We start from the raw sequence: 25,854 nt of genomic DNA on the forward strand, positions 1-25,854 counted from the left end.
ATGGGGAGGAAAACTAAAACAACCGCTCCATTTTTTTGCATAGTGAGGTTATGTATGTGAAACGATACCGACATTTATACTTGTTAAGTTGTACACTACTCATTTGTTTTGTCGCACTATCACTTTCGTATCATACCGCTTGTATTGAAAAATTTGATAATGTAGTCGCACACTTTATTCAAAGTTTCCGAAACGAGTATTTGACAACCTATTTTACTTGGGTGTCCTTTATCGGTTCAAAAAGAATATATTTCCCGTTACTCATTATACTTGTAATGTATTTTCTTCTTAGAAAAAAAATATTAAGTGCATTACTTCTAACAATTAATTATTACGGATCACGTTATTTGAACAGTATGCTCAAACTATGGTATGAACGAGCACGACCTGATGTGACGCAGCTTGTTACAGCAACTGGATATAGCTTTCCGAGCGGTCATACGATGAATGCTACTGCTTTTTTAGGATTTATTGCATACGTCACAATTACAGAAGATCGTATTTCATTGCATAAAAAGTTGCTGATTATTTTTATAGCAAGCTTCGTTGTATTATCTATTTCAGTTAGCCGAATTTATCTTGGCGTGCACTATCCATCTGACATATTAGCCGGATGGGCAGCGGGAGGTAGCTGGCTCGTTTTATGTGTTATATTTCATAAGGCGTTCATTAAAAAAGAACCTATGTCATAATAGGTTCTTTTTGCATGGGCTCCACATGAATATGAGCATGGTAAATCCCGAATTTCTTTCGAAGCATATCTTCAATATTGTCAGTAATACAATGGCTTTCTCTAACATCTATTCGAGCATCTACTTCAATTGTAATATCTACATACGTTTGATTCCCATACATACGAGCGCGAATATCTACAATATGTTCTACACCTGAAATATGCCCGATAGCATCAGCGTATTCATCCATTTTTTCAGGATCAATTCCATCCGTTAGCATATGAGAAGCTTCTACGAAAATTTCCCACGCAGTCTTACAAATAATAAGACCGACAAGTAAAGCAGCAATAGGGTCCAAAATAGGCATTTGGAACTGTGCTCCGACTATACCTACTACTGTACCAATACTTACAAGAGCATCTGATAAATTATCTTTTGCAGCAGCCTCTAATGATTTACTTTTTGTTCGCATTGCAATCTTTTTCGTATACTTGTATACACCGTACATAACGACAGCAGAAAATAAAGCCACCCATGCAGCAAGTACATTAGGTGCTGCTTGTTTCGGATTGAAAAACGATTGAATTGCACTAATAACAACTTCTAATCCGACCGTTGCCATAATAAAGGAAGCAACAAGTGATGCGATTTGTTCTGCACGCGAATGCCCATATGGATGATCTGGGTCACGAGGCTTACGAGAAATTTTCAGGCCAATTAATATTGCTAAAGAAGCACCAATATCCGTTAAGTTATTCAAACCGTCAGCACGTAATGCGCTAGAGAGGGTAATATAACTGATGATGATTTTCATAGAGGATAAAAATATGTAGGCTATAATGCTGACAATAGCACCTTTATCAGCTTCTTTATGAGAAAGAGAATCCATTTTAATCACTCGCCTTTCTACAAGGAATTTCTTTCTATACATAGAGTATCAAACGAAACTCGTGTGGGTCTATACAAACATTGTTGACGTTTTATAGCTTTTTAAGAAGGGGATAACAAAGTTTCGTTAAGGAAAAATATGTTGAAACGTACAAAGTAGAAATTTATCCCGCTATTTGAGGGCAGTAAGACCCCCACCTCAAAATTCAGTTGGAGCAAAGAAGTTAGGTGGGAGTGGGGCTGCCCGTAAACGCCCGATTGGTGAAGGCTAATAATCAGTGGGGGATGAACAAAACCCCCACTGATTAAAGTTTCACTTTATTAAACAAGTAATGATGATTATGGCAAATGGAAAGAGGGCGAGAATAACGATTCTCAAAAATTTTTTCATATATATTTTTCGCAAAATGACTCTTTGTAATTCCTCGTGTGAGTAATATATAAGAAATGATAACAAAATTCTTCAATAAGAAGAGGAGAAAGCATTATAATATTTACTTTCCAGAAAGAGAACAAAGGTAAAGAACAATTTGAAAACGAAAAAACCTCTGATGATTTTTCAGAGGTTTTTCGTTTCTTAGTATGCTTCTAAAAACTCAGTAACTTGCTCTTCCGTTTTTGCATTTGCACTATGTAAGTGACCTAACTTTTCGCCATTTTGATATACAAGTAGGCTTGGAATACCCATTACTTGATACTCTTCAGCAATACTTGGGAACTCATCTTTATTAATAGAATACCATTCAAATTTATTGAACTCTTCCATTACATCTCCGATAAAGTTGTCCATACGCACGCAATCTGGGCACCATGTAGTAAAGAACTTAACAACTACTGGCTCCTCGCTTGCGATGATGTCTTTGAATTCTTGTTCAGCTTTGATTTCTTTCATGTTTGTTTCTCCTTTTTCACTTATAATATTTGGGGTTATTTAGGTGGTGTTTTTGCCTAGAAACGAAAACTTCTAACAAAAGTTTTTCTTTCCGAATAATTCGTTTGCAAATTGATCCACCGCAGTTTCCTGAAGTCCTGGTACAATATGTGAGTAGGTGTCCAAGGTGATACCTACTTTTTTGTGTCCTAATCGTTCACTCACAATCTTCGGATGTATACCTTGCTTTAACATAATCCTCAGATCATGGAACCGAATATCGGGAACCTCACTTTTCTTTATAAGCTTTTTCCAGAGCTGTGTCAAACTTCTGAAACGGCAGACCAAATCGTAGTCATTATAGCTTTCATCATATCGCTCTTTTTCCTCAGAGATTTTTTGCAGATGGTCATTTAGTGCCATTAAAGTAATGGCAGGTAAAATCAGCAATCTCTTTCCATTGTAGACCTAAGATTTCACCTTTACGTATTCCACATGTAATAGCAAGAAGATAAGCGATATAATAACGGTTTTCTTTTGCATGTTCTAAAAAACGAAGATCTTCTTCATCGGTTAAAAAACCAGGGGGGTAACGCTGATTTAGTGAAGAGAGCTCATTATATCACTCTTTCGGAGGAGGTGAGTTAGGATGCGGAAATGGTTAAAGAAACTATTTTCGCAAAAACGCCCACCCTGCATTGTTTGTGAGGAACAAGAAGGTGAGCTTCAATTAAATGAAACTGATAGGATTTGTGAAAATTGTGCTCAAATTATGCATGGAAAAGGTATTGAAAGAGATGGATAGTACCCTTTACACCTTATTCCATATATAAAAAAGCTGGTTAGCTTCTGATTCAAGCGCTATTAAATGATCATTATTAATAGAGTTATTCGTATACATTCTGTTCTTTTGGATGTTAAGAACCGTATAATTCACATCGTTATGTTCATCTGAAAATGTTGATTCATTTAATAATGTCAGTGTTGAGTTGATGTTGTATTTATCAATTCGCTCTTTTTTTCCTTTGAAATATAGTTTGATAAGATGCGGCTCATCATTAATGAGCAAACCGAGTTCAGGTGATGAGCGGACGATTAAATTATCTGATATCCAATGTGATTTTCCTGGATCGAACCAAGAGACGTCGTTGTTTTTAATAAATTTTTTGTACTGCTTTATGACATCGATATAGTTTTGCTTTTTCTTTTGATCAACCGTTTGCACTAATGTTTCGAAACATTCAAAAGGTAGTTCATTTTGATGAAATTTAATAACAGTGTCTCGTAATTGTTTCCAGTAATCAAAAGCTGGTTGGTATTCAGGTTGAGATTTTAGATTTTTTACAAAGTTTGTTTTAGCTGCACTACTTTTCAGTGTGAAGTCTAAAAATTGTGTAAGTCCTACTTTAATTTCTGCCATGTTACACCCCCTTTCCAAACATTACTAATTCGATAATGGAAAGGGAAATCCTGCATTTTTTAAGGATGTGAGCTAGATGCTAGAAAACCAGATGTCCATGCACAATGGCTATGGTAAAGCTGATCCACAGGAGCAAGAAGGTATCATGACAATGTCTATCGATGCCGAAAAGTTACAAGATGATGCCATAAGTCGATTCCAAGCGTACGGGATTTAAAGGTACAACGCAGAAATGCAATCCTGCAGCATCCTGAATACCCGTGGATGCTTGCAAATGTAGACCGATTGATTGTCGGTGAAAAGATTGGCCTTGAATGCGAAAAATCGCCGGAATATTTCAGGAAAGAGTGAGGGTCAAAAGAAGGAAGGTGAACAAAAATGCTATTTGAATAAAAGCTAGTGGACTAGTTTTTAACACTCACTGAAATTAAGAATCATAACATACTTTGTAATAACTTATATGGAAGTGAGTTGAATAATAATGTTTTATTCATATTTTGATACCCGAGATAGAATGCGTCCGTATGGTACGGCGGGTATTACGTATAGCGGAGCACAAACTACAATTCAAGCTGTTCAACAAGCGTTACAAGCACAGCAGCAAATGCAACAAATGCAACAAATACAGCAAGGCATACAACCGTACTATCCATCTATGGAGTATTATTACCCAATGCATCATATTACACCATACGGAATTTCTGTTTCAACAATTCCATATGGAACTGTATACAATTTATAAAAATATGCGGGGGAATACATTTAAGTATTTATATAAGGGCGCAAGTACAGAGCGTCCTTATAAGAAATGATTCGTATCTAGGGAACAATTATAAAATTTTAGATATTGGAATGAGGATGTTACAACCTCATGAGTTATATGCAACGCAAGGATTCTTAAGTGGGGGATATTATTTTTCCAAAATGAAAGGTGACGATAAGAATGATGAGAGCGGAATTTGGCAAAAATTATTGCCAAGCGTTTATAAATTTTGGATGCTTTCCTAAAATGGCAAAGAGTAACTCTTACCTTACTCCTTGTCCATAGAATACACAAAAATTATACGCTTGTACAGGTCGATAATTTACAATAATAATATTTGGATATAATGCTTATAGGTAATTCTAAAGGATGAAAAAGTATTTGTTATAGAGTAAGTGTTGATTTTAAAATGTTTTTAAGAGAATGTTTACAACTCAACGATAATAAAGGAATATTGAAATAACAAAATACGAAATATTGCATATCTCACTGAACAATATAATCTATTCAATAATAATAAAATCGTACAGAGGAGTTTTTTCTGAAAATCCGAGTTGATGAAACTAGATAATTTGTATTACTGATTTAACCATAATATTACATGAGTGCTTTGTTTTTAAAAGTTATACTTTCTCTTCGCTCTGCCTTATGGTGGAGCATTTTTATTTTTGTAATCGCAATAACCTGTCCAAACTTTCCAAGTCTAGCATACATATTATGCAGTAGTAGATTAGAAAGGAGCACTATATATGTCTTGTTATTACTACTGTAAGAATTGTGAGAGTTACCAAAAGAAAAATCATGATTGCTGTAAAAAAAGAAGTGATTATTATAATAAGTACGGTAAAAGATGTGATGACTGTTCTTGCGATCATAAGGAGAATAACCTTGTAAGAGCATCTGCTTTTAGAGCTGTAAATACAGTTAATCAAAACCTTCCAGCTAATACTTTTATTAAAGTATTATTTCAAAATGAACAATTTGATTTAGCGAACGAATATAACCCAGCAACATCAGATTTTACTCCGAAGACTAGAGGAGTTTATTCCGTAATTGGGACGATTGGTTTCTTTCCGAACGATACAAATTTAAATTATAGAGCGCGTGTAGAAGTTCGAGTGAATGGAAATGCGGCAATTGCTATAGATAACGACTTTTTTGGTCCAATAAATTTCGGTAATGTCGTAAGTGTTTCAACAATACTTCAATTACATGCAGGTGATATTGTCGAGATTTTTGCACAAAGTAGTATAGATGGGGTTATTAGTAGTACAGAAGACGGTTCTCATTTTGAGGCTGCAAGATTCCCATCTCCAATTGTATAAATATTAAAAAGGAAAAAAATTATTAACTCTGCTTTTCGGTGGAGTTTTTTAATTTCATAATAGCAATAGCTCGTCCAAACTTTTTAAATTTATTTTGCATAGTATACAACAATAGATTTAGAAAGGGGATATAAATATGTCTTATTATTATTGTAAGCATTGCAATGGCTATAAAAAGACAAAGCATACTTGTTGTAAGAAGAGTACAGATTATTACGATAAGTGTTGTGATAATGAGAAAGATAAACTTGTAAGGGCATCTGCTTTTAGAGCGGTTAGTACAGTAGATCAAAATGTCACTGCAAATACTTTTGTTAAAGTATTATTCCAAAATGAACAGTTTGATTTAGCGGATGAATATAATCCAGTAACATCAGATTTTATTCCGAAGACTAGAGGGGTTTATTCTATTATTGGTCCAATCAGCTTTGCACCTAATGATAGTAATACGAATTATAGAGCGCGTGTAGAAATTCGGGTAAATGATAATCCAGCTATAGCGATAGATAATGATTTTTTTGGTCCATCCAATTTTGCAAATGTCGTAGCTGTTTCAACAATACTTCAATTACATGCAGGAGATGTAGTTGAAATTTTTGCTGAGAGTGATGTAGATGGACTGATTATACAAAATGATCCAGGATTTATTAGTACGCATTTTGAAGCTGCAAGATTTCCATCTCCAATAAAATAAAAGACATGTTTGTGATTTATGGACTATTTTTTTAAAAAAGGCTCTACCTTATGGTAGGGCCTTTTAGTTAAAGGTGTTAAATTGGTAATATATTAAAATAAGTTCATAAATACTTGATAAGCAACACCTAGAGTTAATACGATAGCTAACAGTTGTGCTACCCATCTCGGTGCATTTAAATTTAGTAAAAGGGAATGACATATACTAAATGTAATGCCGAGTGTTAAAAGAATTGCGATAAGATATAAAATTAATAGGAATAAAGGTTGCTCTATGGAGCCGAAGTCAATTTTGGATGGATTCATGTAATATTTACCTCGTTTTATATTGTTATATTAATATAATAATGAAAAATACAAGGAATTGGAAGAGTAATGTAATAAATACTATAAAAGAAAATTTGAAGTTATGGATGGAGTAGATAAAATAATCTTTGAAAGACTATTCAAAGCCAACATTTGTTTAAGTTTAATATACAAGAACGAATGTTCTTGGTATACTGGAAAATAAAAAAGGTGCGTTTACATGACAAATTTTAGTAATATAATTGAAAAACTAGATGAAATGATTTACAAACCTAATAATCTATTAATTACTAAAAGAAAAGAAGAAAAGCAAAATTCAGAATATGCAGGTGGGGTATTCCATCTAAATAATAGAAGCATCCGATTTAGGGTATCAAAAATTACGCCTAATAAGATGGGACAATTTGTTTCTTTTTGGGAGAAGAATGCCTCCATGAGCAATCAGGCATTTTCTTATGATTCAGCTCCTAACCTTTTAGTTATCACTTGTATAGCGGATAATAAACTAGGACAATTTATTTTTCCAAAAGAGATTCTTCTAAAAGAAAAAATATTAAAAACTCAAAACCAAAAAGGGAAAATGGCTATGAGGGTTTACCCTATTTGGGATAAGCCTGTTAGTAATCAAGCTAAGAAGAGTCAACTGTGGCAACTTCATTATTTTGTCGATTTAAGTGATACTGAAAATGTAGCTACAGATAAATTATTAAACTTATATTCATAGTGCATAATAAGAAAAGAGTTTTTTGGAATATTCAATGTTTTTATAGGTGGATATTTGGAAATGCTAACAGGATAACCCGTTAAGTAAAGAATAAAAAAGGAGCATACAAATAAAGTATGCTCAAAAAAAGATAGGCTTTATGAGTGGAGAATCTCCATACGATAATATATGCTCATTTCATTAATATGTGTAAAATATCAACAAAATATCAATAGAATATCAATTAATGAGTTATTTTAGTTTTTTAGTGAAGTCATGTTTTTGTGAAATGAAAAAAGAGCCGTTTCTTTTGAAAGATGCGGCTCTTTTTATTACTTCGTTATCGTACTGTTCGAAACGATAAATCATAAAATTATACGATTAATAATTTGATAATGATCGGACTTCAGTTATATATTTCTTAAAGTCTGGATATTGAGATACAGTTTTGCAGGTAGGGGTGAGTAGTTGATTAATTAAAGATACATTTGTAATTACTTCGTTACAAGGACCGTAGAATGTAACTTTTAGCTTTGAATTCGGGGGGACTTTGAATACGATAGGGATTTTTTTCATTAAATAAACTCCTTATTTATAGAAGGTTTATGTGTTAATCTTCTTTTGAATGTGAAGACATTTAAATATAATAAGCACATTACTTGAAGCTAGGAAAGAAACATAGAATACTTTCCTTAAATTGCTTCATTACTATAAATAATGAATGTAAGAAAATAGTATATATGCCTTATGCAATTTTAAAGTAGTTACATATTATGGTAATAAGAATTGTATAAGGAGGTAGAATGAAAGAATGCAAGAAAATGTACAAGTTGAGCTTTTACCACCGTGGATTACGTATTTTAATGAGCTTAAAAATTCTATAGGTGCTGATCCAACTGTAACAGTTGGTCCACTTATTCCAGTTGGTGGGAATTTTATTATTTTAGTACAAGCTATGAGTAATGAAAAAGCGATAGCATTAGCTACGCTTCTTAAACCGTTCGTGGAATTTGGAAATGTAAGTGTAACGGTTGTTGTTAGTAACGAAGAAAGTGTGATTGTAAATCCGCTTCCATGTCCACTAGATGCATTTGAAATTGCACATTTATTTCAAGTAGCGTTAGAAAATAATCCTTATTTTCAACAAGTTGTTGTACAACCACAGCTACCAGGTGGAGCGAATGTTATTTTTCCAGTTTTTGCTGCGAAAGTTATTCAATTTTTTAACGATGATATTTCAAACCTTTGTCAAACGTTTACAGGTGTTGCTGCCAATGTATTTCATGATGTAATGAACGACGTTGTGTGCGATTTCCCTATTTTATTCTCTACAAGCTGCGTTACAAGCACTAGTGATGAACGATTTGTTATTGAAGGGAATATACAAAATAAGGATATAACCCCAAAACTGTATTATTAAAATCTGAAAAGACATTTTCCTGAATCGAAAATGTCTTTTTCTTGTACATAAAGAAAAAAATAACTAGACAGCTTTTATTATTTAGCTGCCTAGTTACAGGGAGATTGAAAAATATTGGAGGTCAGTTATGAGTATAAGCTAAAATAGCTTACATATAGTATGCACACTATTTATAGTTTTATCCCGATATTTATAGTAAGAAAGTTAAATTTGTCTATTTAATTTAAAGAAAAATATTCTAGATAGGTTATATATTTTGAAAAAATGATGAGATTATATTTATTTATTTTATGGAGAGTTTGTATTAGGCGTATGAGTCTAACAATAATACAAGCTTTGAATAAGATAATAAAAAGGAGTTGATTAGTAATGGGTTATATTGTAGATATTTCGAAATGGAATGGAAATATTAATTGGGATATTGCAGCGTCTCAGCTAGATTTAGTTATTGCTAGAGTTCAAGATGGTTCGAATACGGTCGATTTTATGTATCAAGGTTATGTGAAAGAAATGAAGAAACGTAGTATCCCATTTGGGAATTATGCATTTTGCCGTTTTATATCTATTTCAGATGCAAAAAAAGAAGCGCAAGATTTTTGGAATCGTGGCGATAAAAACGCTAAATTTTGGGTGGCAGATGTAGAAGTTCAAACAATGGTAGATATGCAAGGCGGGACTCAAGCATTTATTGATGAATTACGCCGATTAGGAGCAAAAAAAATTGGTTTATATGTAGGACATCACACGTATGTATCATTTGGAGCTCGCAATATTGATGCTGATTTTATTTGGATCCCTCGTTATGGAGGGAATAAGCCAGCATATCCTTGTGATATTTGGCAATATACTGATTCAGGAAATGTTCCTGGTATTGGAAAATGTGATTTGAATCAATTAATTGGGAATAAAAATCTTTCTTGGTTTATAGGTTCAAATCAAACAAATCAATCTAGTATTGGAGACAGTAAGCAACCAAATGGAATTGGTATTGCAGTTTCAAAATATGATGATGGATACGGCATTAATTTATATGAAAATCCTGCGAATCCGCAGTTTATAGGAAGACTTACGAAAAAAATCCCATATTTAATCTATAAAGGTTATTGGGGAGGTGGCGAAAAAGATATGATTTGTTTAGGTGGTGAACAACAGTGGGCTAAGTTAGAACATTTTAATGTACAATGGTTTTATGCATATTCAAAGTACACACCTGGATATGAAATTAGAACGTACGATGGGCCAAACGGGAATGATACAGGTGCGGTCGATGGGAAGGTCCCTTATCGTATTTGGAATCGTCAGGATGGATATATAGATATAGGTGGGAACAAATGGATCAAAGAAGAACATGTACAGATTAAATGATGTTAAAAAGTCGGCTTTATGCCGGCTTTTTTATTTAATAAAGCTTGTCTCTGGCATGAAGAGAAATACTTGCAGAAAACACATTGATTTCACAATAGCGCTGTATAGTTCCTAATATACATTTATCAAAGTGAGGTATTTGAATTGAAAAAGAAAAAGCTATTTATGGGAACTATTATTGCATGTGTGGCGCTAACATTGTCTGCGTGTGGTTCCTCAGAAAATGTTGCAACATCAAAAGTAGGAAACGTGACAGAGAAAGAGTTAAGTAAAGAATTAAGGCAAACATATGGAAAAAGTACTTTATCTCAAATGATGTTAAATAAGGCATTGCTAGATAAATATAAAGTTTCAGATGAAGAAGCTAAAAAACAAGTAGAAGCAGCGAAGGAACAAATGGGTGACAAGTTTAAAGTGGCTTTAGAGCAAGTAGGATTAAAGAATGAAGATGAATTAAAAGAGAGAATGAAGCCAGAAATTGCACTTGAGAAAGCGATTAGAGCGACTGTCACAGATAAAGATGTGAAAGATAACCATAAACCTGAAATGAAGGTAAGTCACATTTTAGTGAAAGATGAAAAAACTGCGAAAGAAGTAAAAGAGAAAATAAATAATGGTGAAGATTTTACTGCTTTAGCGAACCAGTATTCGGAAGATACTGGTTCAAAGGAACAGGGCGGAGAAATAGCTGGTTTTGCTCCTGGTCAAACTGTGAAAGAGTTTGAGGAAGCTGCGTATAAATTAGATGCAGGACAAGTAAGTGAGCCAATAAAAACATCTTATGGTTATCATATAATAAAAGTGACGGATAAAAAAGAATTGAAACCATTTGATGAAGTAAAAGATACGATTCGAAAAGATTTAGAACAACAAAGACTGCAAGATGCGACAGGTAAATGGAAACAACAAGTAATCAATGATCTATTGAAAGAAGCAGATATTAAAGTAACAGATAAAGAGTTTAAAGATACATTTAAATTCTTAGATGAGAAATAAGGTTTAGAAGAAAAACAGAGATTTAGCATAATGCTATATTTCTGTTTTTTTATTTTCAATAGAAAAGGGAACTCATATAGAGTTCCCTTTTCGCATTAGTGTGTGAGTTATAAATAGATAGTAAGACAATACAATATTACATTTAAATATTAAGAATTACAATAGGAAAATTTGGATGTAGATAAAAGGAATAAGCAATTAAATTCGCAAAATGCTGAAATGATAATGTTTTAGTTAATTAATTTTGTTAAATATAAACTAAATATATTTTCTTGGAGAGTGAATTGAGGACATAATTTAAAGAATGGTACATATCATATTTATTGGAGTATAAATTAACTTTATAGGAAGTGACATGTTGAACATTTAGTACAAAAGGATGTTCTTAATGATGATAAGAATTATTTATCCCGCTATTTGTGGGCAGTAAGACTCCCACCTCAAAATTCGGGAATGCGAGGGAATTAGGTGGGACATCAACTGCTCGTAAAAGCCCGATTGGTGAAGGCTAATAATCAGTGGGTGATGGACAAAACCCCCACTGATTAAAGTTTCACTTTATTAAAATAGGATGAATATTTTTATATTTACTAGATTATTAAATTAATTTGGGGGAGAATATATGAAAGTTATTTTTAAGAGAGAAGGCGGGGGGAAAATTTTTGAATCATCTAATGAAAATGTAAGCGTTCTATTAGCTGTATTAAAAGAAACAAAAGGGATAAAGATTGGGATGGTTGAGTATGAAGTATTAGAATATAAACTGGAATATTATCGGAATCCGAAAAAAACAGAAACAGAGAGAGAATTACATATTATAATGCAACCCAAGCATATTCAATAAAGAAAGTGAAAAATTAATGAGTGTGAATCTTACTGCCTGCAAATAGCAGGATAAATGGTAGTAATTGTCGATATGTATGAAACTTATGAGGGATGAATTGTTTTACATCATAAGTTTCTAAAGCTTTGTGAGTTCGTTCATAATAAAAGTGTATGCTTTTGTTGAAGGATGGTTAATGAGATATAGCTGAAATTTGTATTCCAGAAAGAACGTTAGTTAGGATAGAAAAGTAAAATTAGAAATATAATTAGTTCAATAAAAGCGACTTCACATTAGGTGGAGTCGCTTTTATTGTTGCTACACGTATTCTATGATGCGATAGGAAGTGCAAAGAAATTTGATTAATAAAAGGGAGTAATAAATGAGTATGAATAAACTTCATATATTAAAGTTGCATTTTGTTTGAAAAATTTACATGTTGCACTTCCGAAAGAACGTTCGTTCGTGTATAATTAGAACGAATGTTCTTTCGGAGTGGAGATTTCTACAAATTCATAAATAGTTTTGAATTGGAAAGCTACGCTACATATAAATAAGAGATGGATAAAGTGTATCTAGAAGTGAAATTTCTATTCTTATGAATGGATAGATGTAGAAAATTGAGGAGTAAAGAAAATGAATTATGTAAAGGTACAGGAAAAAGGAAGAGAGTGGGTTCCGTTTACAGTAATGTCGGAGCAATTATTAAGTATGAAAAAAATTATTGGAGAGAAATTAAAAGTCCAAAGACCGCTAATAACAAATGAAGCGAAAGACAGCATTTCAGACAAATTATTAACTTCATTATTGTCTGAAGAAGAGATGTTAGTGACATATTTTGAAGAAGGATACATACTTACGAGTTATATGACAGTGGTTCATATAAATCCGATTCAACAAATTGTAAAATGTACAGATGCATTTTATAAAACATATATATTTTCTGCAATGGACATAATTGATGTAACCTAAAAGAAGCTGAATTTTGAAGTTTAGCTTCTTTAATTTAGCCAGCTATTTGCGGACAATTAGATTTACACCTCAAAATTCGGCTGTGAGTCAGGCTATCTGTAAAAACCTAATTTTTTGAAGAGGTGAAGAACTAAATGAAAAAGCAGCTAGATGCAAGCTAGCTGCTTAGTCCCAGGGAAAGGGAGAAAAAGATTGGCACTCAAAAAATCGACGATAGCTGTGTATCAGCCTGAGTATAGTATAGACAAATTTTAAAATGTTATACAAAAATGATTACAGAGTTGTTTAGGCCGTACCAACTTGGTTTTGATCTGCTAGATCAGAATCAAATGTATTAGTCGCGCTAACCCCACTAAAAGTGTTCACTACGAAACCAACGTTAGATGCGCCAGAGCCGTTATAAGCTTTCGTATTCTCTTTTGGGGAAACATTGTAGAAATCACCTAAGTTGAAAGATCCGTTACTATTTTGTACAACTAAATTCCCAACAACTGAGGGCATAATTTTCACCTACTTTATAAGTAATTGTTTGCATTACTATATGAAGGTACAGTCTAATTGGTTCATTTGACAAATATTCCGGAATAGAAAAATGTTTGAAGCTTTGTTTAATCAATCGAGCAAAAAGTATGTTAAAATTAATGAAGAGCTGAATTTTAAAAAGAATAAATTTGAATAATTAATATATATGGAATTAAAGGTGGCAAAATGTAATGGATAATGTTATAAAAACAGTGGATTTAACAGATGCAGAATCAAGTAAACTTGTTGCTTTTATTTATAGTAATGATGTCACATTGATCGAAAAAGCATTTTGTCCTAATGAAATAAAATTAAATTTTAATGAAATAGCAATTTTATCGGCAATTAAAACCGCATATATTACGAAAGTATCTATAAGGAAAGAACTTGAAGCGATTTTTCACGATACAGGCGTTTTATTAGTAAAGCAAAATGTTGAAAGGAATAGTATTCAATCTATAACAATGCATTTTGAGCAATTTAAAAAGTTGCAAAATGAGATTGAGAATTTAAATAAAAGTATGTTATAAGACTAGGTGGAAATTCTTTGATAGAGGTGGGATCTGTTAAGTTGAAAAAGTGGATTGAAAAGTATTTGGATAAATCGAACCGTAAACATAAATATACTTTCATTAAGGTGTAACCTATATTTATCGATGTGAGAAATGTAGGGAATAGAAGATACAATTTAAAAATAATAGCGATACAAACAAAAAGAGTAACTATGATGGTTACTCTTTTTGTTTGTAATATGTAATATTAAAAATACTTCTAAAGTATGAAATGAATTGATACTTAAGTGAGAAGTTGAATAAGAATAAAAAGAGTAATATTAATGGAAAGGAGGAGATGAAGTTGGAGCGAAACGACATTGGGAAACTTGTAATTATTACTGGAGTAACGCAAGGGTTAGGACGTGCAATGGTTGATAGGTTTCATGAATTGGGGTGGAACATAGTAGGGTGTGGACGCTCAAAAAATAAAATTGAAGAGCTTAATAAATATTACGGTGCTTCACATGATTTTCAAATAATTGATGTTTCAAATCATCACCAAGTTAGTAAATGGGCAAGTCGTATTCTTAATAAGTATAGGGCTCCCGATATGTTAATAAATAATGCATCGATTGTTAATAAAAATGCACCTCTATGGAAAGTTACTGCACAAGAATTTGAAAGTGTAATGAGTGTAAATGTGAACGGGGTAGTAAATGTCATTAGGGCGTTCGTCCCGGCGATGATAGCTAGGAAAGAAGGAATTATTATTAACATGAGCTCTAGTTGGGGAAGAGAAGGCGAGGCTGAACTTGCGCCATATTGTGCCTCGAAGTTTGCTGTTGAAGGTATCACGCAGTCAATGGCAATGGAACTACCAAATGGTATGGCAGTAGTTGCTTTAGATCCAGGTGGCAGTATTAGCACTCCAATGCTTGACTTATGTGCACCTCAATATGTAAAAGTATCTTCGACACCTGAAATGTGGTCACATAAAGCAATTCATTATATATTAAATATATCAATAGATAAAAACGGTGAGTCATTGACATGTCCGGCATACATTCATTGAGAAACTCCTTGTCAAAAAGAGCGCCTGAAAGGTGCTCTTTTGTATATTAGTACATTATGTGATGCACAAAATTACATATGAAAAATAGAATAATGAATTAAAGGTGATATTTGTTTGTTTTGAATGTACTAGAAAATTTAAATATAGGTGATGGGAAATGAACCTACGCGATTTAGAATTGACAGGTGCCTGGTTTCAAGTAGGAGGAAATCTTATAGCAGCAATTGGAACAACTAGAGGGTTTGCAGGGGAAGAAAAGATTGAGTCGGATCTCGTTATTGTAGGGAGTTCATTACAAGCTCTCGGATATATATTACAAATTATAGCAACTAATGATGCGAAGGATGAAGATAAATGTGAGAAGCAAGAGGTAACTATAGATAATAAAAATAAAGCGCTAGCGAAAACGGGGATTGAGTTATTAGCTTTAGGTAATATTTCAAATGTAATAGGAACGTATTTTAATCTCAATGAACAAATGAAAGAAAATGATTTCCTTATAATTACTGGAAATAGTTTGCAATCAATTGGCGCTTTTTTAGGAGTAGAAGTAGCATTGAATGAGATAAATGGAATACAGTGGATTATCGTATTAGGGAATTCAATGCAAAGTTTAGGTGCGGGATTACAAGCATATGAAGGTATTAAAAATATATCAAAAGAAGAAAAGGGAAAAGAAGACAGTAATATAGATAAAGAAGATCAACGTATACTAGGGCTAATAGGTATTTGGATACAGGCAATAGGTACTGTAATTTCAGCAATTGGATTAACCGAAATAGTAGAGGAACAACGATTGGAATCTAAGAAAAGGTGATGAAATACTCATTTCAATGAAGTTTGGAGTATTTCAATTTTAGAAGTAGGACAAGATGGATGTGTTAATTGTTTTTGTAGGCTTTTTCATATAGGCGTAGAATATACATATAAACGAACAGGTGAAAATAACTTGTTAACGTTAGTGAGAGGCTTCTTATTTAGTTATACTATTATATGTGATTTTTGTAATGATGAGTTCTTATATACGCTTTTAGAAATAACATGATTTCATAGGTTTGATAGTGTAGGAGATGGATGGGGAAGAAGCGAAAAATAAACATTAAGGAGTTTTTCAGACATGATGTACTTATTAGCAATTCTACTTCCGCCGGTAGCTGTTTTATTTTGCGGAAAGCCGTTTCAAGCGATTATTAATTTCATTTTAACCTTAATTTTTTGGGTTCCAGGAGCGATACACGCAGTTCTTGTCGTACATGATAAAAAAGCCGACAGGCGACTTAAAAAACAAGTTCAGGCGTATGATGAAATTAATAAAAGAAATAGAAGATAAATTGCGATTGGCATACAAAAAAGAAAGGGGATTTGATTCGCCTTTCTTTTTTGTATGCCAATCAAGTTTAAATTTTAGTATAGCGGTAAGAATTTTTAATATAAGTATTATGATAATAACTTTTAGAGTGTGCGTTTAATAAACCGGTGTAAATGCTTTCTGGCACATTGAAGAAATCATACATACCATTCTTTAGTTGAATACGTAAAATCATAGAAAAAGGATTATAGCCAACAGCAACTAATTTTTTTGAAATAACGGGAGATAGCTTCATCATTACGCAACTCCTTATTTTTCATTTTAGATGGTTTCTTGTAGAGAAGGGGATTGTCGTGTTGAAATCCTAATAATTAAAGGAGTATTATACTTATATGCAATATATCAAATGTTTGTTATACGTAATTATAAGGAAGTTCACACGAAGTACATATCGTTGTGCTATTTTTATTTCACCTTTGATTTATAAATAAGAAAATATTGACCATTTGAAAAAAAGGTATATTATTTATACGAGGTATTAAAAATCCACTTCTTACATTCTATGCTTTAAGGGGCAGTATTATTAGAAAAAATAGAAGTGAAAATAGTTTGTATAAGAAGTATTCTAAAATGTATAATCTGTGAATTGGGAAAATATTGAATGCTCCAGGTCAATATACTTTCTTGATTAAATGTATTTGGGAAAGTGACCTCAATATTTTCAAGTAAATCAACGGGAGAATTGAAAGGCAGGAGAAAGTAACATGTCAGAAAATTATCGTTCTCGAGAGGAGCGACGACAAGTTCAAAAGAAAAAACAGCCAGCTTCTAAAAAAACAAAACCAAAAGGTAAAACATCGTTTTTTCGTAAATTTTTAATCAGTTGTTTACTACTTGGTATTGTAGGTTTAGTGGCAGGGGTTGCTACCTTTTTCGTAATGATTAAGGATGCACCAAAACTTGAGAAAGCAAAACTTGTTAATCCGTTATCCTCAAAAATTTATGATAAAGACGGGAATTTGGTATATGAATATGGGAAAGAAAAGCGGACGAATGTTACGTATGATCAAATCCCAAAATTAGTAGAAAATGCATTTTTAGCAACAGAAGATTCGCGTTTTTATGAGCATAGCGGAGTAGATTTTAAAGGTACTGCTCGTGCAGTTTTAGTTAGTCTTAAGGGGGATTATGGCTCTCAAGGTGGTAGTACGATAACGCAGCAAGTTATTAAAAACTACTTCTTATCGATGGAAAAAACATCAAAACGTAAAGTTCAGGAAATATATTTAGCGTATAAGTTAGAACAACAGTATTCAAAACATGAAATTTTAGAGATGTATTTAAATAAAATTAATTTAGGTAATCGTTCATATGGAATCGCAACAGCAGCACAAAACTACTACGGTAAAGAATTGAAAGATTTGACATTACCAGAAGTTGCGATGCTAGCTGGCTTACCAAAAGCACCGAATAACTATGACCCAACGAAAAAAGAAAATGTTCAAAGGGCAACAGAAAGAAGAAATACTGTACTAAACTTAATGAATAGACATGGTTATATTACAAAGGCAGAAATGGAAGAAGCATCGAAAGTACCAGTGGATAAAAATATTAAGAGTGCAGCTGAACTACAAGCGATGCCATATACTGCATTTATGGATGCAGTAGTGAAAGAAGTAGAAAAGGAAATACCAGATGTTAATATTGGATCTGATGGTTTAGAAATTTATACAACATTGGATCCAAAAGCACAGAAATTAGCTGATAATATTTTGAATACAAATATTATTAATTATCCAAATGATAAATTCCAAGGTGCTTTCACATTTATGGATACGAAAACTGGAGAAGTTCGCGCTATAGGTAGTGGGCGCGGTGAAAATAAAGCAGTATTTAAAGGGCATAATATGGCGATTGAATTAGATCGTGCAGCTGGTTCAACGATGAAACCAATTTTTGATTACGCTCCTGCAATTGAATATTTAAAATGGGCTACTTATCATCAAATTGATGACTCTCCATTTAAGTATTCAACTGGCCAAGAAGTTAGAAATGCAGATAGAAGTCATTTAGGGCCAATCTCAATGCGTGAAGCACTAACAAAGTCACGTAATATCCCAGCTATTAAAACAGCTAAAGAGGTAGGTATTAGTAAATCGAAAGAGTTCACTGAGAAATTAGGTATTACATTTAATGTAGCACCGACAGAATCAACAGCGATCGGTACAAATGAAGCGTCACCAACTGAAATTGCAGGTGCTTATGCGGCATTTGGGAATGACGGTAAGTATACGAAGCCGCATTTTGTTAAGAAAGTAGTTTATCCAGACGGCAAGTCACAAAGTTTTGGACAAAAACCAAAATCAGTTATGGCGGATTCTACAGCATATATGATTACTGATATGCTTCGTTCTGTAGTTACATCAGGTACTGGTACATCGGCAAATGTGGCCTCTTTAGATGTAGCTGGTAAAACAGGTACAACTAACTATTCTTCAAAACAACTAGCACAATATGGAATTCCAGAAAGTGCAACTCGTGATAGTTGGTTTGCAGGATATACACCGCAATATACGATGGCAGTATGGACTGGATATACGAAAGATGGTAAAGACGAGTATATTAGTAGTAAAAATACGAAAATTGCACAGTTGATCTTTAAAGAAATGATGAGCGAGATGGCTACAGATAAATCACGCTTTAAAATGCCAAGTAGTGTTATTCAAGAAGGTAGTGAATTGCGTATAAAAGGTGAAAAACGTGATTCATCTCCAAATACTAGCGTACCGGATACAACGGAACAACCAAAACAAGATCAACAGCAAAAAACTGAAGAAGAGAAAAATCAAGAGGAATTAAAGAAACAGGAAGAACTTAAGAAACAAGAAGAGCAAAAGAAACAAGATGAACTTAAGAAGCAAGAAGAGCAAAAGAAACAAGATGAACAGAATAAGCAAAATGAACAAAATAATGGAAATGGTCAAGGAACTCCAAATCCACCAACTAATGGAAATGGCCAAGGAACTCCAAATCCGCCAACTAATGGAAATGGCCAAGGAACTCCAAATCCACCAACTAATGGAAATGGTCAAGGAACTCCAAATCCGCCAACTAATGGAAATGGCCAAGGAACTCCAAATCCACCAACCACTGGAGGTGGCCAGGAAACTCCAACCCCACCAACTACTGGCGGGAACACAGGAGAGGCTCCTTCCAATAATGGACAATAAATAATGCATTTTAAAAGCACCAAAGGTACCGGGAAAACGGTTTCTTTGGTGCTTTTTGTATTATAAAGAATATTATTTTTAAATGTTAAAAGTACCATAAAAATTTTGAAAGTAAATTGATGGGAAATGATAAAAAATTTGAGTTGGTGGTATTGGATAACTAGGGCTATAAAAAGTAGTACTACTAGGGTGTGTACCATGATGCCAAAATGAAGGGGTGACTTGGTCAGTCGATTGATATTGTTGCCAAGCGGCAGGAAGTTCGATACCAACATCAGAACTTGCTGTATGAACGGCAGGAACATGTATTGAGGGAGCTGCTGGGACAACGGCGGTTATTCTTGGTGATACCCACATGAAAACGATCACTCCTAAGTTTCAATGATAAAGTAGTATATTCTTTTAATGCTTATAAAGGTACATATAGATAGGATTTTCGGTTAAAACATACGTACAAAGTCGTAAGACCAATGTGAATTGATGGTGGACCATTTATTACGAAAAGATACGCCTATTAGCGGAGGGAAAAGGAATATGAAACATATACAATGGATGTGTTAATCGTAATATTTTACGTGTTTATGGAGGGATTTTAATGGAACGATTATGGACGAAATCATTTATACAAATGACTATCGCGATGTTATTTTTATTTACAGGGTTTTATTTACTTGTTCCAACGCTCCCGCTCTTTATTAAAGAGATTGGTGGAAATGAATCACAAGTTGGGCTGATGATGGGAATGTTTACGATAGCCGCAGTTGTAATACGACCGATTATTGGAGGTATGTTAGATCAATATGGTAGAAGATCTTTTATTATTTTCGGACTCATCTTTTTTGGAATAACGATGTATTCGTATAATTTAGCATCAACTATTGTCCTTTTAGCTGTTTTACGCGTTATTCACGGAGTGACGTGGGCTGTTTCTACAACAGCAGTTGGAACAGCGATAACTGATATTATTCCAGATTCACGTCGTGGTGAAGGGATGGGCTGGTATGGCATGGCGATGACAATCGCGATGGCAATTGGCCCGATGATTGGATTATGGGTTGTACAAAATTATTCATTTCATGGTCTATTCTTGTTAGCAACTCTTTTATCCTTTATGGCAGTCGTATTATCGTTAATAACGAAAATGCCATTCACGCCACAAAAAGAAAAAGGGAAAATTCAGCTGTTTGAAAAATCCGTTTTATCAATAACGGTTGTTGTTTTCTTTTTATCATTTGCATATGGAGGAATAACAACATTTTTACCGTTATTCGCGTCATCAATTGATGTGAATCCTGGGACATTCTTTCTTGTATATGCAATTGCTTTAACAATTGTACGACCTATTTCAGGAAAACTATTAGATAAGTATGGAGAAGTTTTTATCATACTTCCGGCACTATGTATTACTATTTTAGCGATAGTTGTACTAACGATTTCAAATGGTTTGATAGGTGTAATGATTGCAGCGGCATTATATGGTGTTGGATTCGGTTCAGCACAGCCCGCTTTACAAGCAGCGATGCTGACAATTGTTGATCCTAGTAAAAGAGGAGTTGCTAACGCTTCATTCTTTACCGCTTTTGATTTAGGGATTGGATTAGGTGCGATTTTACTTGGAGTTGTTTCACAAATGTTTGGTTACCGTATTTTATTCGCAGGTAGTGCAATTTCAGGATTAATAGCTTTAATTATATTTGTCATTTTTGTAAAACAACGATTAGGCAAAAAAGATTTTGCGTATAAAGCATGATGAATCTATTTGATGTATTGTAAGGTACGGAGGAAATAGCTCAATTCAGCCCGGATATTCTTTAGGGATTGTTTCTGAGAAACCAGTTCGGGAAATAGTGCCAGTTGAGAAAGACGGTAGTTTATTTTTATAGATTTTGATGATCTTTCGTACTTTCAAAACTATGAATTAGTTGTAAGCTATCGTAAAGAAACGGAAGAAATTTAATTTAATTATGTAAAATAATAATTTTATTAAAAATAAATAAATTTTATATAAGAATTATATTTATGGGAATATGAAATAAATATTATAAAAAACCGAGCTGTGCATGAGTGCAGCTCGGTTTTTTATGTTTGTTGAAGAAAAAGGGATTAAAGGTATATTTAGTGGGATTATATGGATAATTGTTATATTTCGTTTTAAAAAATTGTAAAAGGATGTCTGTCCTTTCTTTATAAAAGATGAAAGTTATTTTTGAAAAATAGTATTATTACATCGGTAAAAGTATAGGATACTTATTATTATAAAATAAATTGAAATCTTCTAAAAACTCTGATACATTGAAATAGAAATGTAGTTTCATATTATTGTAAAGGCTTACAGTTATGTGCACGAAGATCTATTAGGATTGGAGGAAATAATGATGAAAGCTGAAGAAAAATTTTCCCCGGGATTAGATGGTGTAGTAGCAGCGGAAACGAAAATTTCGTTTCTTGACACAGTAAAAGGTGAAATTGTAATTCAAGGGTATGATTTAATCGAACTCTCAAAAACAAAAGAGTATTTAGACATTGTGCACCTTTTATTAGAAGAACGTTTACCGAATGAGGATGAGAAAGCAACAATTGAAAAGAAATTAAAAGAAGAATATGCAGTGCCAGAAGGTGTATTCAATGTTCTAAAGGCATTGCCTAAGGAAACGCATCCTATGGATGGGCTACGTACAGGTGTGTCCGCATTAGCTGGTTACGATAGTGATATCGAAAACCGCTCGTTAGAAGTGAATAAAAGTCGAGGATACAAGCTTTTAAGTAAAGTGCCAAATATTGTAGCGAATAGCTACCATATTTTAAATAATGAGGAACCAATTGAGCCTCTTCAAGAATTGTCATATAGTGCGAATTTCTTCTATATGTTAACTGGAAAGAAACCAACTGAACTTGAAGAGAAAATCTTTGATCGTTCCCTTGTTTTATATAGTGAACATGAAATGCCAAACTCTACATTTACAGCACGCGTTATTGCATCAACGCAATCCGACTTATACGGTGCTTTAACAGGAGCAGTTGCATCCTTAAAAGGAAGTCTTCATGGCGGTGCGAATGAAGCGGTTATGTACATGCTTTTAGAAGCTGGTAATGTTGAGAAATTTGAAGAGTTATTACAGAAGAAACTATATAACAAAGAAAAAATTATGGGCTTTGGACACCGTGTTTATATGAAAAAGATGGATCCAAGAGCACTTATGATGAAGGAAGCATTAAAGCAGTTATGTGATGTGAAAGGCGATTATACACTATATGAAATGTGTGAAGCTGGAGAAAAAATTATGGAGAAGGAAAAAGGAATTTATCCGAATCTTGATTATTATGCTGCTCCAGTATATTGGATGCTTGGTATTCCAATTCAACTTTACACACCAATCTTCTTTAGTTCTAGAACAGTAGGGCTATGTGCACACGTAATTGAGCAACATGCGAACAATCGTTTGTTCCGTCCACGTGTAAATTATATTGGCGAGCGACATGCATTTAGTAAATAAAAACAACTGGGGAGTTGTTAGCGCCGCCCGCCTGATGGGTGTTTGACCGACACCCATCATTAATAATAACGAATTTTCGACAGAAAGGGAAGAATAGCATGATTAAAACAAATGAAATTAAACAAAAAGATGCATTATTAGAAGAAATTACGGACTATGTATTAAATAAAGAGGTTACAAGTGCAGAGGCATTCAGTACGGCTCGCTACGTATTACTTGATACACTTGGATGTGGAATTTTAGCACTACAATACCCAGAGTGTACGAAATTATTAGGACCAGTTGTACCAGGAACAATCGTGCCAAATGGTACACGTGTACCAGGAACATCTTATGTGCTAGATCCAGTAAAAGGCGCATTTAATATCGGATGTATGATCCGTTGGTTAGACTATAACGATACTTGGCTTGCAGCAGAATGGGGACATCCATCTGATAACTTAGGCGGAATTTTAGCAGTAGCAGATTATATTAGCCGTGTTCGTATTTCAGAAGGAAAAGAACCATTAAAAGTACGTGAAGTACTAGAAATGATGATTAAAGCACATGAAATTCAAGGTGTACTTGCTTTAGAAAACAGCTTAAACCGTGTTGGTCTTGACCATGTATTATACGTAAAAGTAGCAACAACTGCAGTAGTTGCGAAAATGCTTGGCGGAACGCGTGAAGAAATCTTTAATGCATTATCACATGCGTGGATTGATAATTCTAGTCTTCGTACATATCGTCATGCTCCAAATACTGGTTCACGTAAATCATGGGCAGCAGGAGATGCGACGAGCCGCGGTGTTCATCTTGCAATGACTGCTCTAAAAGGTGAAATGGGTTACCCAACAGCATTATCTGCGCCAGGATGGGGATTCCAAGATGTATTATTTAATAAACAGGAATTAAAATTAGCAAGACCGCTAGAATCTTATGTAATGGAAAATGTATTATTCAAAGTGTCATTCCCAGCAGAATTCCATGCACAAACAGCTGCAGAATGTGCTGTGAAATTACATCCGGAACTTAAAGAAAGATTAGATGAAATTGATCGTATTACAATTACAACTCATGAGTCAGCAATTCGTATTATCGATAAAGAAGGTCCATTAAATAACCCAGCTGATCGCGATCATTGCTTACAATACATTACTGCAATAGGTTTATTAAAAGGAGATATCGTTGCGGATGATTATGAGGATGTAGTAGCGAATGATCCACGTGTAGATGAATTACGTAATAAGATGGTTGTTGTTGAAAACAAACAGTACAGTTTAGATTACCTTGACCCGAACAAGCGCTCAATCGCCAACGCTGTTCAAGTTCATTTTAAAGATGGTACTGTAACAGAAAATGTGGAATGTGAATACCCACTTGGCCACCGTTTCCGTAGAGACGAAGCAATTCCAAAAGTTGTTCGGAAATTCACTGCAAATATGGCAGGTCATTATTCTAGTAAGCAACAAGAAAAAATCCATGAAGCTTGTCTAAATGAAGAAAAACTAGAAAATATGAATGTAAACGAATTTGTAGATCTATTCTTAATTTAATAATAGGAGGAATTTATAATGGCTTGGGTTGTGAATAAACAGTCAACACAAGAGGAGCTTGCGAATCGCTTCCGAGCTTTGGTAGAAGCAAATGAAATTTTGCAAATTCCAGGTGCTCATGATGCAATGGCGGCTCTTGTTGCGAAAAATACAGGTTTTTCAGCTCTATATTTATCGGGAGCTGCTTACACTGCAAGTAAAGGTCTACCAGATTTAGGTATCGTGACATCTACTGAAGTAGCTGAAAGAGCAAGAGATCTAATTAGAGCTACAGATTTACCAGTTCTTGTTGATATTGATACAGGATTTGGTGGAGTACTAAACGTAGCGAGAACAGCTGTAGAAATGGTAGAAGCGAAAGTAGCGGCTGTTCAAATTGAAGATCAACAATTACCAAAAAAATGTGGACATTTAAACGGTAAGAAACTTGTTACTACAGAAGAATTAGTTCAAAAAATTAAAGCGATTAAAGAAGTTGCGCCAAGTTTATATATTGTAGCACGCACAGATGCTCGCGGCGTGGAAGGATTAGATGCAGCGATTGAAAGAGCGAATGCATATGTAAAAGCAGGGGCAGATGCAATATTCCCAGAAGCGCTTCAATCGGAAGAAGAATTCCGTTTATTTACTAGCAAAGTGAATGCACCTTTACTAGCAAATATGACTGAGTTCGGAAAAACACCATATTATAGTGCAGAGGAATTTGCGAATATGGGCTTCCAAATGGTAATTTATCCTGTAACTTCACTTCGTGTTGCCGCAAAAGCATATGAGAATGTGTTTACGCTAATTAAGGAAACGGGTTCTCAAAAAGATGCACTTTCTAATATGCAAACGAGAAGTGAATTATATGAAACAATTTCATATCATGACTTTGAAGAGTTAGATACTGGAATTGCAAAAACAGTATTATCTGAAGATCAATAGGTAGAAGGATTTAGGCGATGAAAATACATCTTTGGCAAAACGAACTGCTTGA

Annotated in this window: 30 protein-coding genes and 2 pseudogenes; 23 read left to right on the top strand and 9 right to left on the bottom strand. The window is 33.8% G+C overall.

Features of this window, described 5'->3' with window-relative positions; translation table 11 throughout:
- Positions 1-56: 56 nt before the first annotated feature.
- Positions 57-692, top strand: coding sequence for a phosphatase PAP2 family protein (locus tag I6L50_RS17615; protein ID WP_016094107.1), 636 nt, complete (start codon positions 57-59; stop codon positions 690-692).
- On the opposite strand, the gene I6L50_RS17620 is transcribed toward I6L50_RS17615, so the two are convergent.
- The 3 genes from I6L50_RS17620 to I6L50_RS17630 all read right to left on the bottom strand — a co-directional run bounded on the left by I6L50_RS17620 (position 682) and on the right by I6L50_RS17630 (position 2,883).
- Positions 682-1,563, bottom strand: a complete 882-nt coding sequence (locus tag I6L50_RS17620; protein ID WP_219302189.1) for a cation diffusion facilitator family transporter — start codon at positions 1,561-1,563, stop codon at positions 682-684. The two genes, I6L50_RS17615 and I6L50_RS17620, sit on opposite strands and share 11 nt — an antisense overlap.
- Before the next feature lie 576 nt (positions 1,564-2,139).
- Positions 2,140-2,454: a thioredoxin family protein gene (locus I6L50_RS17625; protein WP_002012639.1), complete on the bottom strand. Its 315-nt coding sequence runs from the start codon at positions 2,452-2,454 to the stop codon at positions 2,140-2,142.
- 72 nt (positions 2,455-2,526) lie between these two features.
- Entirely contained in the window at positions 2,527-2,883 is a 357-nt protein-coding gene (locus I6L50_RS17630; RefSeq protein WP_113937808.1) for a site-specific integrase, read from the bottom strand.
- A 199-nt stretch (positions 2,884-3,082) separates the two neighbouring features.
- Between I6L50_RS17630 and I6L50_RS17635 the strand changes: the two genes are divergently transcribed.
- Entirely contained in the window at positions 3,083-3,238 is a 156-nt protein-coding gene (locus I6L50_RS17635; RefSeq protein ID WP_219302190.1) for a hypothetical protein, read from the top strand.
- 6 nt (positions 3,239-3,244) lie between these two features.
- Here the strand turns inward: I6L50_RS17635 and I6L50_RS17640 are convergent, their stop codons facing one another.
- Positions 3,245-3,853 (bottom strand): hypothetical protein, encoded by a 609-nt coding sequence (locus tag I6L50_RS17640; protein WP_219302191.1) that lies wholly within the window; start codon positions 3,851-3,853, stop codon positions 3,245-3,247.
- 76 nt (positions 3,854-3,929) lie between these two features.
- Between I6L50_RS17640 and I6L50_RS17645 the strand changes: the two genes are divergently transcribed.
- From I6L50_RS17645 to I6L50_RS17660, 5 genes and pseudogenes are all read left to right on the top strand, one after another.
- Positions 3,930-4,070, top strand: coding sequence for a hypothetical protein (locus I6L50_RS17645; RefSeq protein ID WP_181777946.1), 141 nt, complete (start codon positions 3,930-3,932; stop codon positions 4,068-4,070).
- Positions 4,067-4,201: pseudogene (locus I6L50_RS35860) on the top strand (YqaJ viral recombinase family protein); the annotation flags it as partial. The gene I6L50_RS17645 and the pseudogene I6L50_RS35860, both read left to right, overlap by 4 nt.
- A gap of 133 nt (positions 4,202-4,334) precedes the next feature.
- Positions 4,335-4,595, top strand: a complete 261-nt coding sequence (locus tag I6L50_RS17650; protein ID WP_215574935.1) for a DUF3947 family protein — start codon at positions 4,335-4,337, stop codon at positions 4,593-4,595.
- Between the two features lie 770 nt (positions 4,596-5,365).
- A complete protein-coding gene (locus I6L50_RS17655) occupies positions 5,366-5,941 on the top strand; it encodes a C1q-like domain-containing protein (protein ID WP_219302192.1) in 576 nt (191 codons plus the stop codon).
- Positions 5,942-6,077: 136 nt separating this feature from the next.
- Entirely contained in the window at positions 6,078-6,635 is a 558-nt protein-coding gene (locus I6L50_RS17660) for an ABC transporter permease (RefSeq protein WP_219302193.1), read from the top strand.
- 92 nt (positions 6,636-6,727) lie between these two features.
- Here I6L50_RS17660 and I6L50_RS17665 read toward each other — a convergent pair whose 3' ends face one another.
- On the bottom strand, positions 6,728-6,940 hold the full coding sequence (locus I6L50_RS17665; RefSeq protein WP_219302194.1) for a hypothetical protein: 213 nt from the start codon (positions 6,938-6,940) through the stop codon (positions 6,728-6,730).
- Positions 6,941-7,160: 220 nt separating this feature from the next.
- Here I6L50_RS17665 and I6L50_RS17670 point away from each other — a divergent pair, with 220 nt between their 5' ends.
- A complete protein-coding gene (locus I6L50_RS17670; protein WP_219302195.1) occupies positions 7,161-7,664 on the top strand; it encodes a MepB family protein in 504 nt (167 codons plus the stop codon).
- A 360-nt stretch (positions 7,665-8,024) separates the two neighbouring features.
- Here the strand turns inward: I6L50_RS17670 and I6L50_RS17675 are convergent, their stop codons facing one another.
- A complete protein-coding gene (locus I6L50_RS17675) occupies positions 8,025-8,219 on the bottom strand; it encodes a hypothetical protein (RefSeq protein ID WP_219302196.1) in 195 nt (64 codons plus the stop codon).
- Between the two features lie 235 nt (positions 8,220-8,454).
- Here I6L50_RS17675 and I6L50_RS17680 point away from each other — a divergent pair, with 235 nt between their 5' ends.
- The 5 genes from I6L50_RS17680 (at position 8,455) to I6L50_RS17700 (ending at position 13,219) form a co-directional block, all read left to right on the top strand.
- Positions 8,455-9,063, top strand: coding sequence for a hypothetical protein (locus I6L50_RS17680; protein ID WP_219302197.1), 609 nt, complete (start codon positions 8,455-8,457; stop codon positions 9,061-9,063).
- A gap of 369 nt (positions 9,064-9,432) precedes the next feature.
- Complete coding sequence (locus I6L50_RS17685; RefSeq protein WP_002136170.1) at positions 9,433-10,428, top strand: glycoside hydrolase family 25 protein; 996 nt, start codon at positions 9,433-9,435, stop codon at positions 10,426-10,428.
- A 144-nt stretch (positions 10,429-10,572) separates the two neighbouring features.
- Positions 10,573-11,424, top strand: coding sequence for a peptidylprolyl isomerase PrsA (locus tag I6L50_RS17690; RefSeq protein WP_219302198.1), 852 nt, complete (start codon positions 10,573-10,575; stop codon positions 11,422-11,424).
- 622 nt (positions 11,425-12,046) lie between these two features.
- Entirely contained in the window at positions 12,047-12,268 is a 222-nt protein-coding gene (locus tag I6L50_RS17695; protein WP_219302199.1) for a hypothetical protein, read from the top strand.
- A 615-nt stretch (positions 12,269-12,883) separates the two neighbouring features.
- Positions 12,884-13,219, top strand: a complete 336-nt coding sequence (locus I6L50_RS17700) for a YolD-like family protein (protein WP_113937814.1) — start codon at positions 12,884-12,886, stop codon at positions 13,217-13,219.
- A 285-nt stretch (positions 13,220-13,504) separates the two neighbouring features.
- Here I6L50_RS17700 and gerPF read toward each other — a convergent pair whose 3' ends face one another.
- A complete protein-coding gene (gene gerPF / locus I6L50_RS17705; protein ID WP_001141569.1) occupies positions 13,505-13,720 on the bottom strand; it encodes a spore germination protein GerPF in 216 nt (71 codons plus the stop codon).
- A gap of 212 nt (positions 13,721-13,932) precedes the next feature.
- Between gerPF and I6L50_RS17710 the strand changes: the two genes are divergently transcribed.
- The 4 genes from I6L50_RS17710 to I6L50_RS17725 all read left to right on the top strand — a co-directional run bounded on the left by I6L50_RS17710 (position 13,933) and on the right by I6L50_RS17725 (position 16,637).
- Positions 13,933-14,271 carry a hypothetical protein gene (locus I6L50_RS17710; RefSeq protein WP_219302200.1) on the top strand — a complete coding sequence of 113 codons (339 nt, stop codon included), beginning with the start codon at positions 13,933-13,935 and terminating at the stop codon, positions 14,269-14,271.
- 325 nt (positions 14,272-14,596) lie between these two features.
- Entirely contained in the window at positions 14,597-15,307 is a 711-nt protein-coding gene (locus I6L50_RS17715; protein ID WP_219302201.1) for an SDR family oxidoreductase, read from the top strand.
- A gap of 157 nt (positions 15,308-15,464) precedes the next feature.
- A complete protein-coding gene (locus tag I6L50_RS17720; RefSeq protein ID WP_219302202.1) occupies positions 15,465-16,124 on the top strand; it encodes a DUF6944 family repetitive protein in 660 nt (219 codons plus the stop codon).
- Between the two features lie 300 nt (positions 16,125-16,424).
- Positions 16,425-16,637 carry a YqaE/Pmp3 family membrane protein gene (locus I6L50_RS17725; protein ID WP_002085763.1) on the top strand — a complete coding sequence of 71 codons (213 nt, stop codon included), beginning with the start codon at positions 16,425-16,427 and terminating at the stop codon, positions 16,635-16,637.
- Positions 16,638-16,704: 67 nt separating this feature from the next.
- On the opposite strand, the gene I6L50_RS17730 is transcribed toward I6L50_RS17725, so the two are convergent.
- Complete coding sequence (locus I6L50_RS17730) at positions 16,705-16,914, bottom strand: KTSC domain-containing protein (protein ID WP_002085762.1); 210 nt, start codon at positions 16,912-16,914, stop codon at positions 16,705-16,707.
- A 466-nt stretch (positions 16,915-17,380) separates the two neighbouring features.
- On the opposite strand from I6L50_RS17730, the gene I6L50_RS17735 reads away from it, so the two are divergent.
- Positions 17,381-19,846: a PBP1A family penicillin-binding protein gene (locus I6L50_RS17735; protein WP_219302203.1), complete on the top strand. Its 2,466-nt coding sequence runs from the start codon at positions 17,381-17,383 to the stop codon at positions 19,844-19,846.
- Positions 19,847-19,924: 78 nt separating this feature from the next.
- Here the strand turns inward: I6L50_RS17735 and I6L50_RS17740 are convergent, their stop codons facing one another.
- Positions 19,925-20,203 (bottom strand): hypothetical protein, encoded by a 279-nt coding sequence (locus I6L50_RS17740; protein ID WP_219302204.1) that lies wholly within the window; start codon positions 20,201-20,203, stop codon positions 19,925-19,927.
- A gap of 238 nt (positions 20,204-20,441) precedes the next feature.
- Here I6L50_RS17740 and I6L50_RS17745 point away from each other — a divergent pair, with 238 nt between their 5' ends.
- The 5 genes and pseudogenes from I6L50_RS17745 to prpB all read left to right on the top strand — a co-directional run bounded on the left by I6L50_RS17745 (position 20,442) and on the right by prpB (position 25,802).
- Complete coding sequence (locus I6L50_RS17745; RefSeq protein ID WP_002031843.1) at positions 20,442-21,596, top strand: MFS transporter; 1,155 nt, start codon at positions 20,442-20,444, stop codon at positions 21,594-21,596.
- A pseudogene (locus tag I6L50_RS17750) lies at positions 21,577-21,803 on the top strand (HesB/YadR/YfhF family protein). Before I6L50_RS17745 ends, I6L50_RS17750 begins: the two are co-directional and overlap by 20 nt.
- A 415-nt stretch (positions 21,804-22,218) precedes the next feature.
- Positions 22,219-23,340, top strand: coding sequence for a citrate synthase (gene mmgD / locus I6L50_RS17755; RefSeq protein ID WP_002127276.1), 1,122 nt, complete (start codon positions 22,219-22,221; stop codon positions 23,338-23,340).
- 98 nt (positions 23,341-23,438) lie between these two features.
- Positions 23,439-24,875 (top strand): 2-methylcitrate dehydratase, encoded by a 1,437-nt coding sequence (gene prpD, locus I6L50_RS17760; RefSeq protein WP_002085755.1) that lies wholly within the window; start codon positions 23,439-23,441, stop codon positions 24,873-24,875.
- Between the two features lie 18 nt (positions 24,876-24,893).
- Complete coding sequence (gene prpB / locus I6L50_RS17765; RefSeq protein ID WP_002136186.1) at positions 24,894-25,802, top strand: methylisocitrate lyase; 909 nt, start codon at positions 24,894-24,896, stop codon at positions 25,800-25,802.
- The last annotated feature ends 52 nt before the right edge of the window (positions 25,803-25,854 follow it).

The sequence above is a fragment of the Bacillus sp. FDAARGOS_1420 genome, assembly GCF_019344915.1.
GTDB classification, from domain to species: domain Bacteria; phylum Bacillota; class Bacilli; order Bacillales; family Bacillaceae_G; genus Bacillus_A; species Bacillus_A mycoides.

Excerpts from the sequence above, each read along its gene's own strand:
- I6L50_RS17720 (WP_219302202.1), top strand. The coding sequence starts at position 15,465 with ATGAACCTACGCGATTTAGAATTGACAGGTGCCTGGTTTCAAGTAGGA.
- prpB (WP_002136186.1), top strand. The coding sequence starts at position 24,894 with ATGGCTTGGGTTGTGAATAAACAGTCAACACAAGAGGAGCTTGCGAAT.
- I6L50_RS17655 (WP_219302192.1), top strand. The coding sequence starts at position 5,366 with ATGTCTTGTTATTACTACTGTAAGAATTGTGAGAGTTACCAAAAGAAA.
- gerPF (WP_001141569.1), bottom strand. The coding sequence starts at position 13,720 with ATGCCCTCAGTTGTTGGGAATTTAGTTGTACAAAATAGTAACGGATCT.
- I6L50_RS17735 (WP_219302203.1), top strand. The coding sequence starts at position 17,381 with ATGTCAGAAAATTATCGTTCTCGAGAGGAGCGACGACAAGTTCAAAAG.
- I6L50_RS17725 (WP_002085763.1), top strand. The coding sequence starts at position 16,425 with ATGATGTACTTATTAGCAATTCTACTTCCGCCGGTAGCTGTTTTATTT.
- I6L50_RS17710 (WP_219302200.1), top strand. The coding sequence starts at position 13,933 with ATGGATAATGTTATAAAAACAGTGGATTTAACAGATGCAGAATCAAGT.
- I6L50_RS17745 (WP_002031843.1), top strand. The coding sequence starts at position 20,442 with ATGGAACGATTATGGACGAAATCATTTATACAAATGACTATCGCGATG.
- mmgD (WP_002127276.1), top strand. The coding sequence starts at position 22,219 with ATGATGAAAGCTGAAGAAAAATTTTCCCCGGGATTAGATGGTGTAGTA.
- I6L50_RS17660 (WP_219302193.1), top strand. The coding sequence starts at position 6,078 with ATGTCTTATTATTATTGTAAGCATTGCAATGGCTATAAAAAGACAAAG.
- I6L50_RS17640 (WP_219302191.1), bottom strand. The coding sequence starts at position 3,853 with ATGGCAGAAATTAAAGTAGGACTTACACAATTTTTAGACTTCACACTG.
- prpD (WP_002085755.1), top strand. The coding sequence starts at position 23,439 with ATGATTAAAACAAATGAAATTAAACAAAAAGATGCATTATTAGAAGAA.
- I6L50_RS17665 (WP_219302194.1), bottom strand. The coding sequence starts at position 6,940 with ATGAATCCATCCAAAATTGACTTCGGCTCCATAGAGCAACCTTTATTC.
- I6L50_RS17675 (WP_219302196.1), bottom strand. The coding sequence starts at position 8,219 with ATGAAAAAAATCCCTATCGTATTCAAAGTCCCCCCGAATTCAAAGCTA.
- I6L50_RS17620 (WP_219302189.1), bottom strand. The coding sequence starts at position 1,563 with ATGGATTCTCTTTCTCATAAAGAAGCTGATAAAGGTGCTATTGTCAGC.
- I6L50_RS17730 (WP_002085762.1), bottom strand. The coding sequence starts at position 16,914 with ATGATGAAGCTATCTCCCGTTATTTCAAAAAAATTAGTTGCTGTTGGC.
- I6L50_RS17670 (WP_219302195.1), top strand. The coding sequence starts at position 7,161 with ATGACAAATTTTAGTAATATAATTGAAAAACTAGATGAAATGATTTAC.
- I6L50_RS17645 (WP_181777946.1), top strand. The coding sequence starts at position 3,930 with ATGCTAGAAAACCAGATGTCCATGCACAATGGCTATGGTAAAGCTGAT.
- I6L50_RS17625 (WP_002012639.1), bottom strand. The coding sequence starts at position 2,454 with ATGAAAGAAATCAAAGCTGAACAAGAATTCAAAGACATCATCGCAAGC.
- I6L50_RS17695 (WP_219302199.1), top strand. The coding sequence starts at position 12,047 with ATGAAAGTTATTTTTAAGAGAGAAGGCGGGGGGAAAATTTTTGAATCA.
- I6L50_RS17685 (WP_002136170.1), top strand. The coding sequence starts at position 9,433 with ATGGGTTATATTGTAGATATTTCGAAATGGAATGGAAATATTAATTGG.
- I6L50_RS17680 (WP_219302197.1), top strand. The coding sequence starts at position 8,455 with ATGCAAGAAAATGTACAAGTTGAGCTTTTACCACCGTGGATTACGTAT.
- I6L50_RS17635 (WP_219302190.1), top strand. The coding sequence starts at position 3,083 with ATGCGGAAATGGTTAAAGAAACTATTTTCGCAAAAACGCCCACCCTGC.
- I6L50_RS17650 (WP_215574935.1), top strand. The coding sequence starts at position 4,335 with ATGTTTTATTCATATTTTGATACCCGAGATAGAATGCGTCCGTATGGT.
- I6L50_RS17740 (WP_219302204.1), bottom strand. The coding sequence starts at position 20,203 with ATGTGGGTATCACCAAGAATAACCGCCGTTGTCCCAGCAGCTCCCTCA.
- I6L50_RS17700 (WP_113937814.1), top strand. The coding sequence starts at position 12,884 with ATGAATTATGTAAAGGTACAGGAAAAAGGAAGAGAGTGGGTTCCGTTT.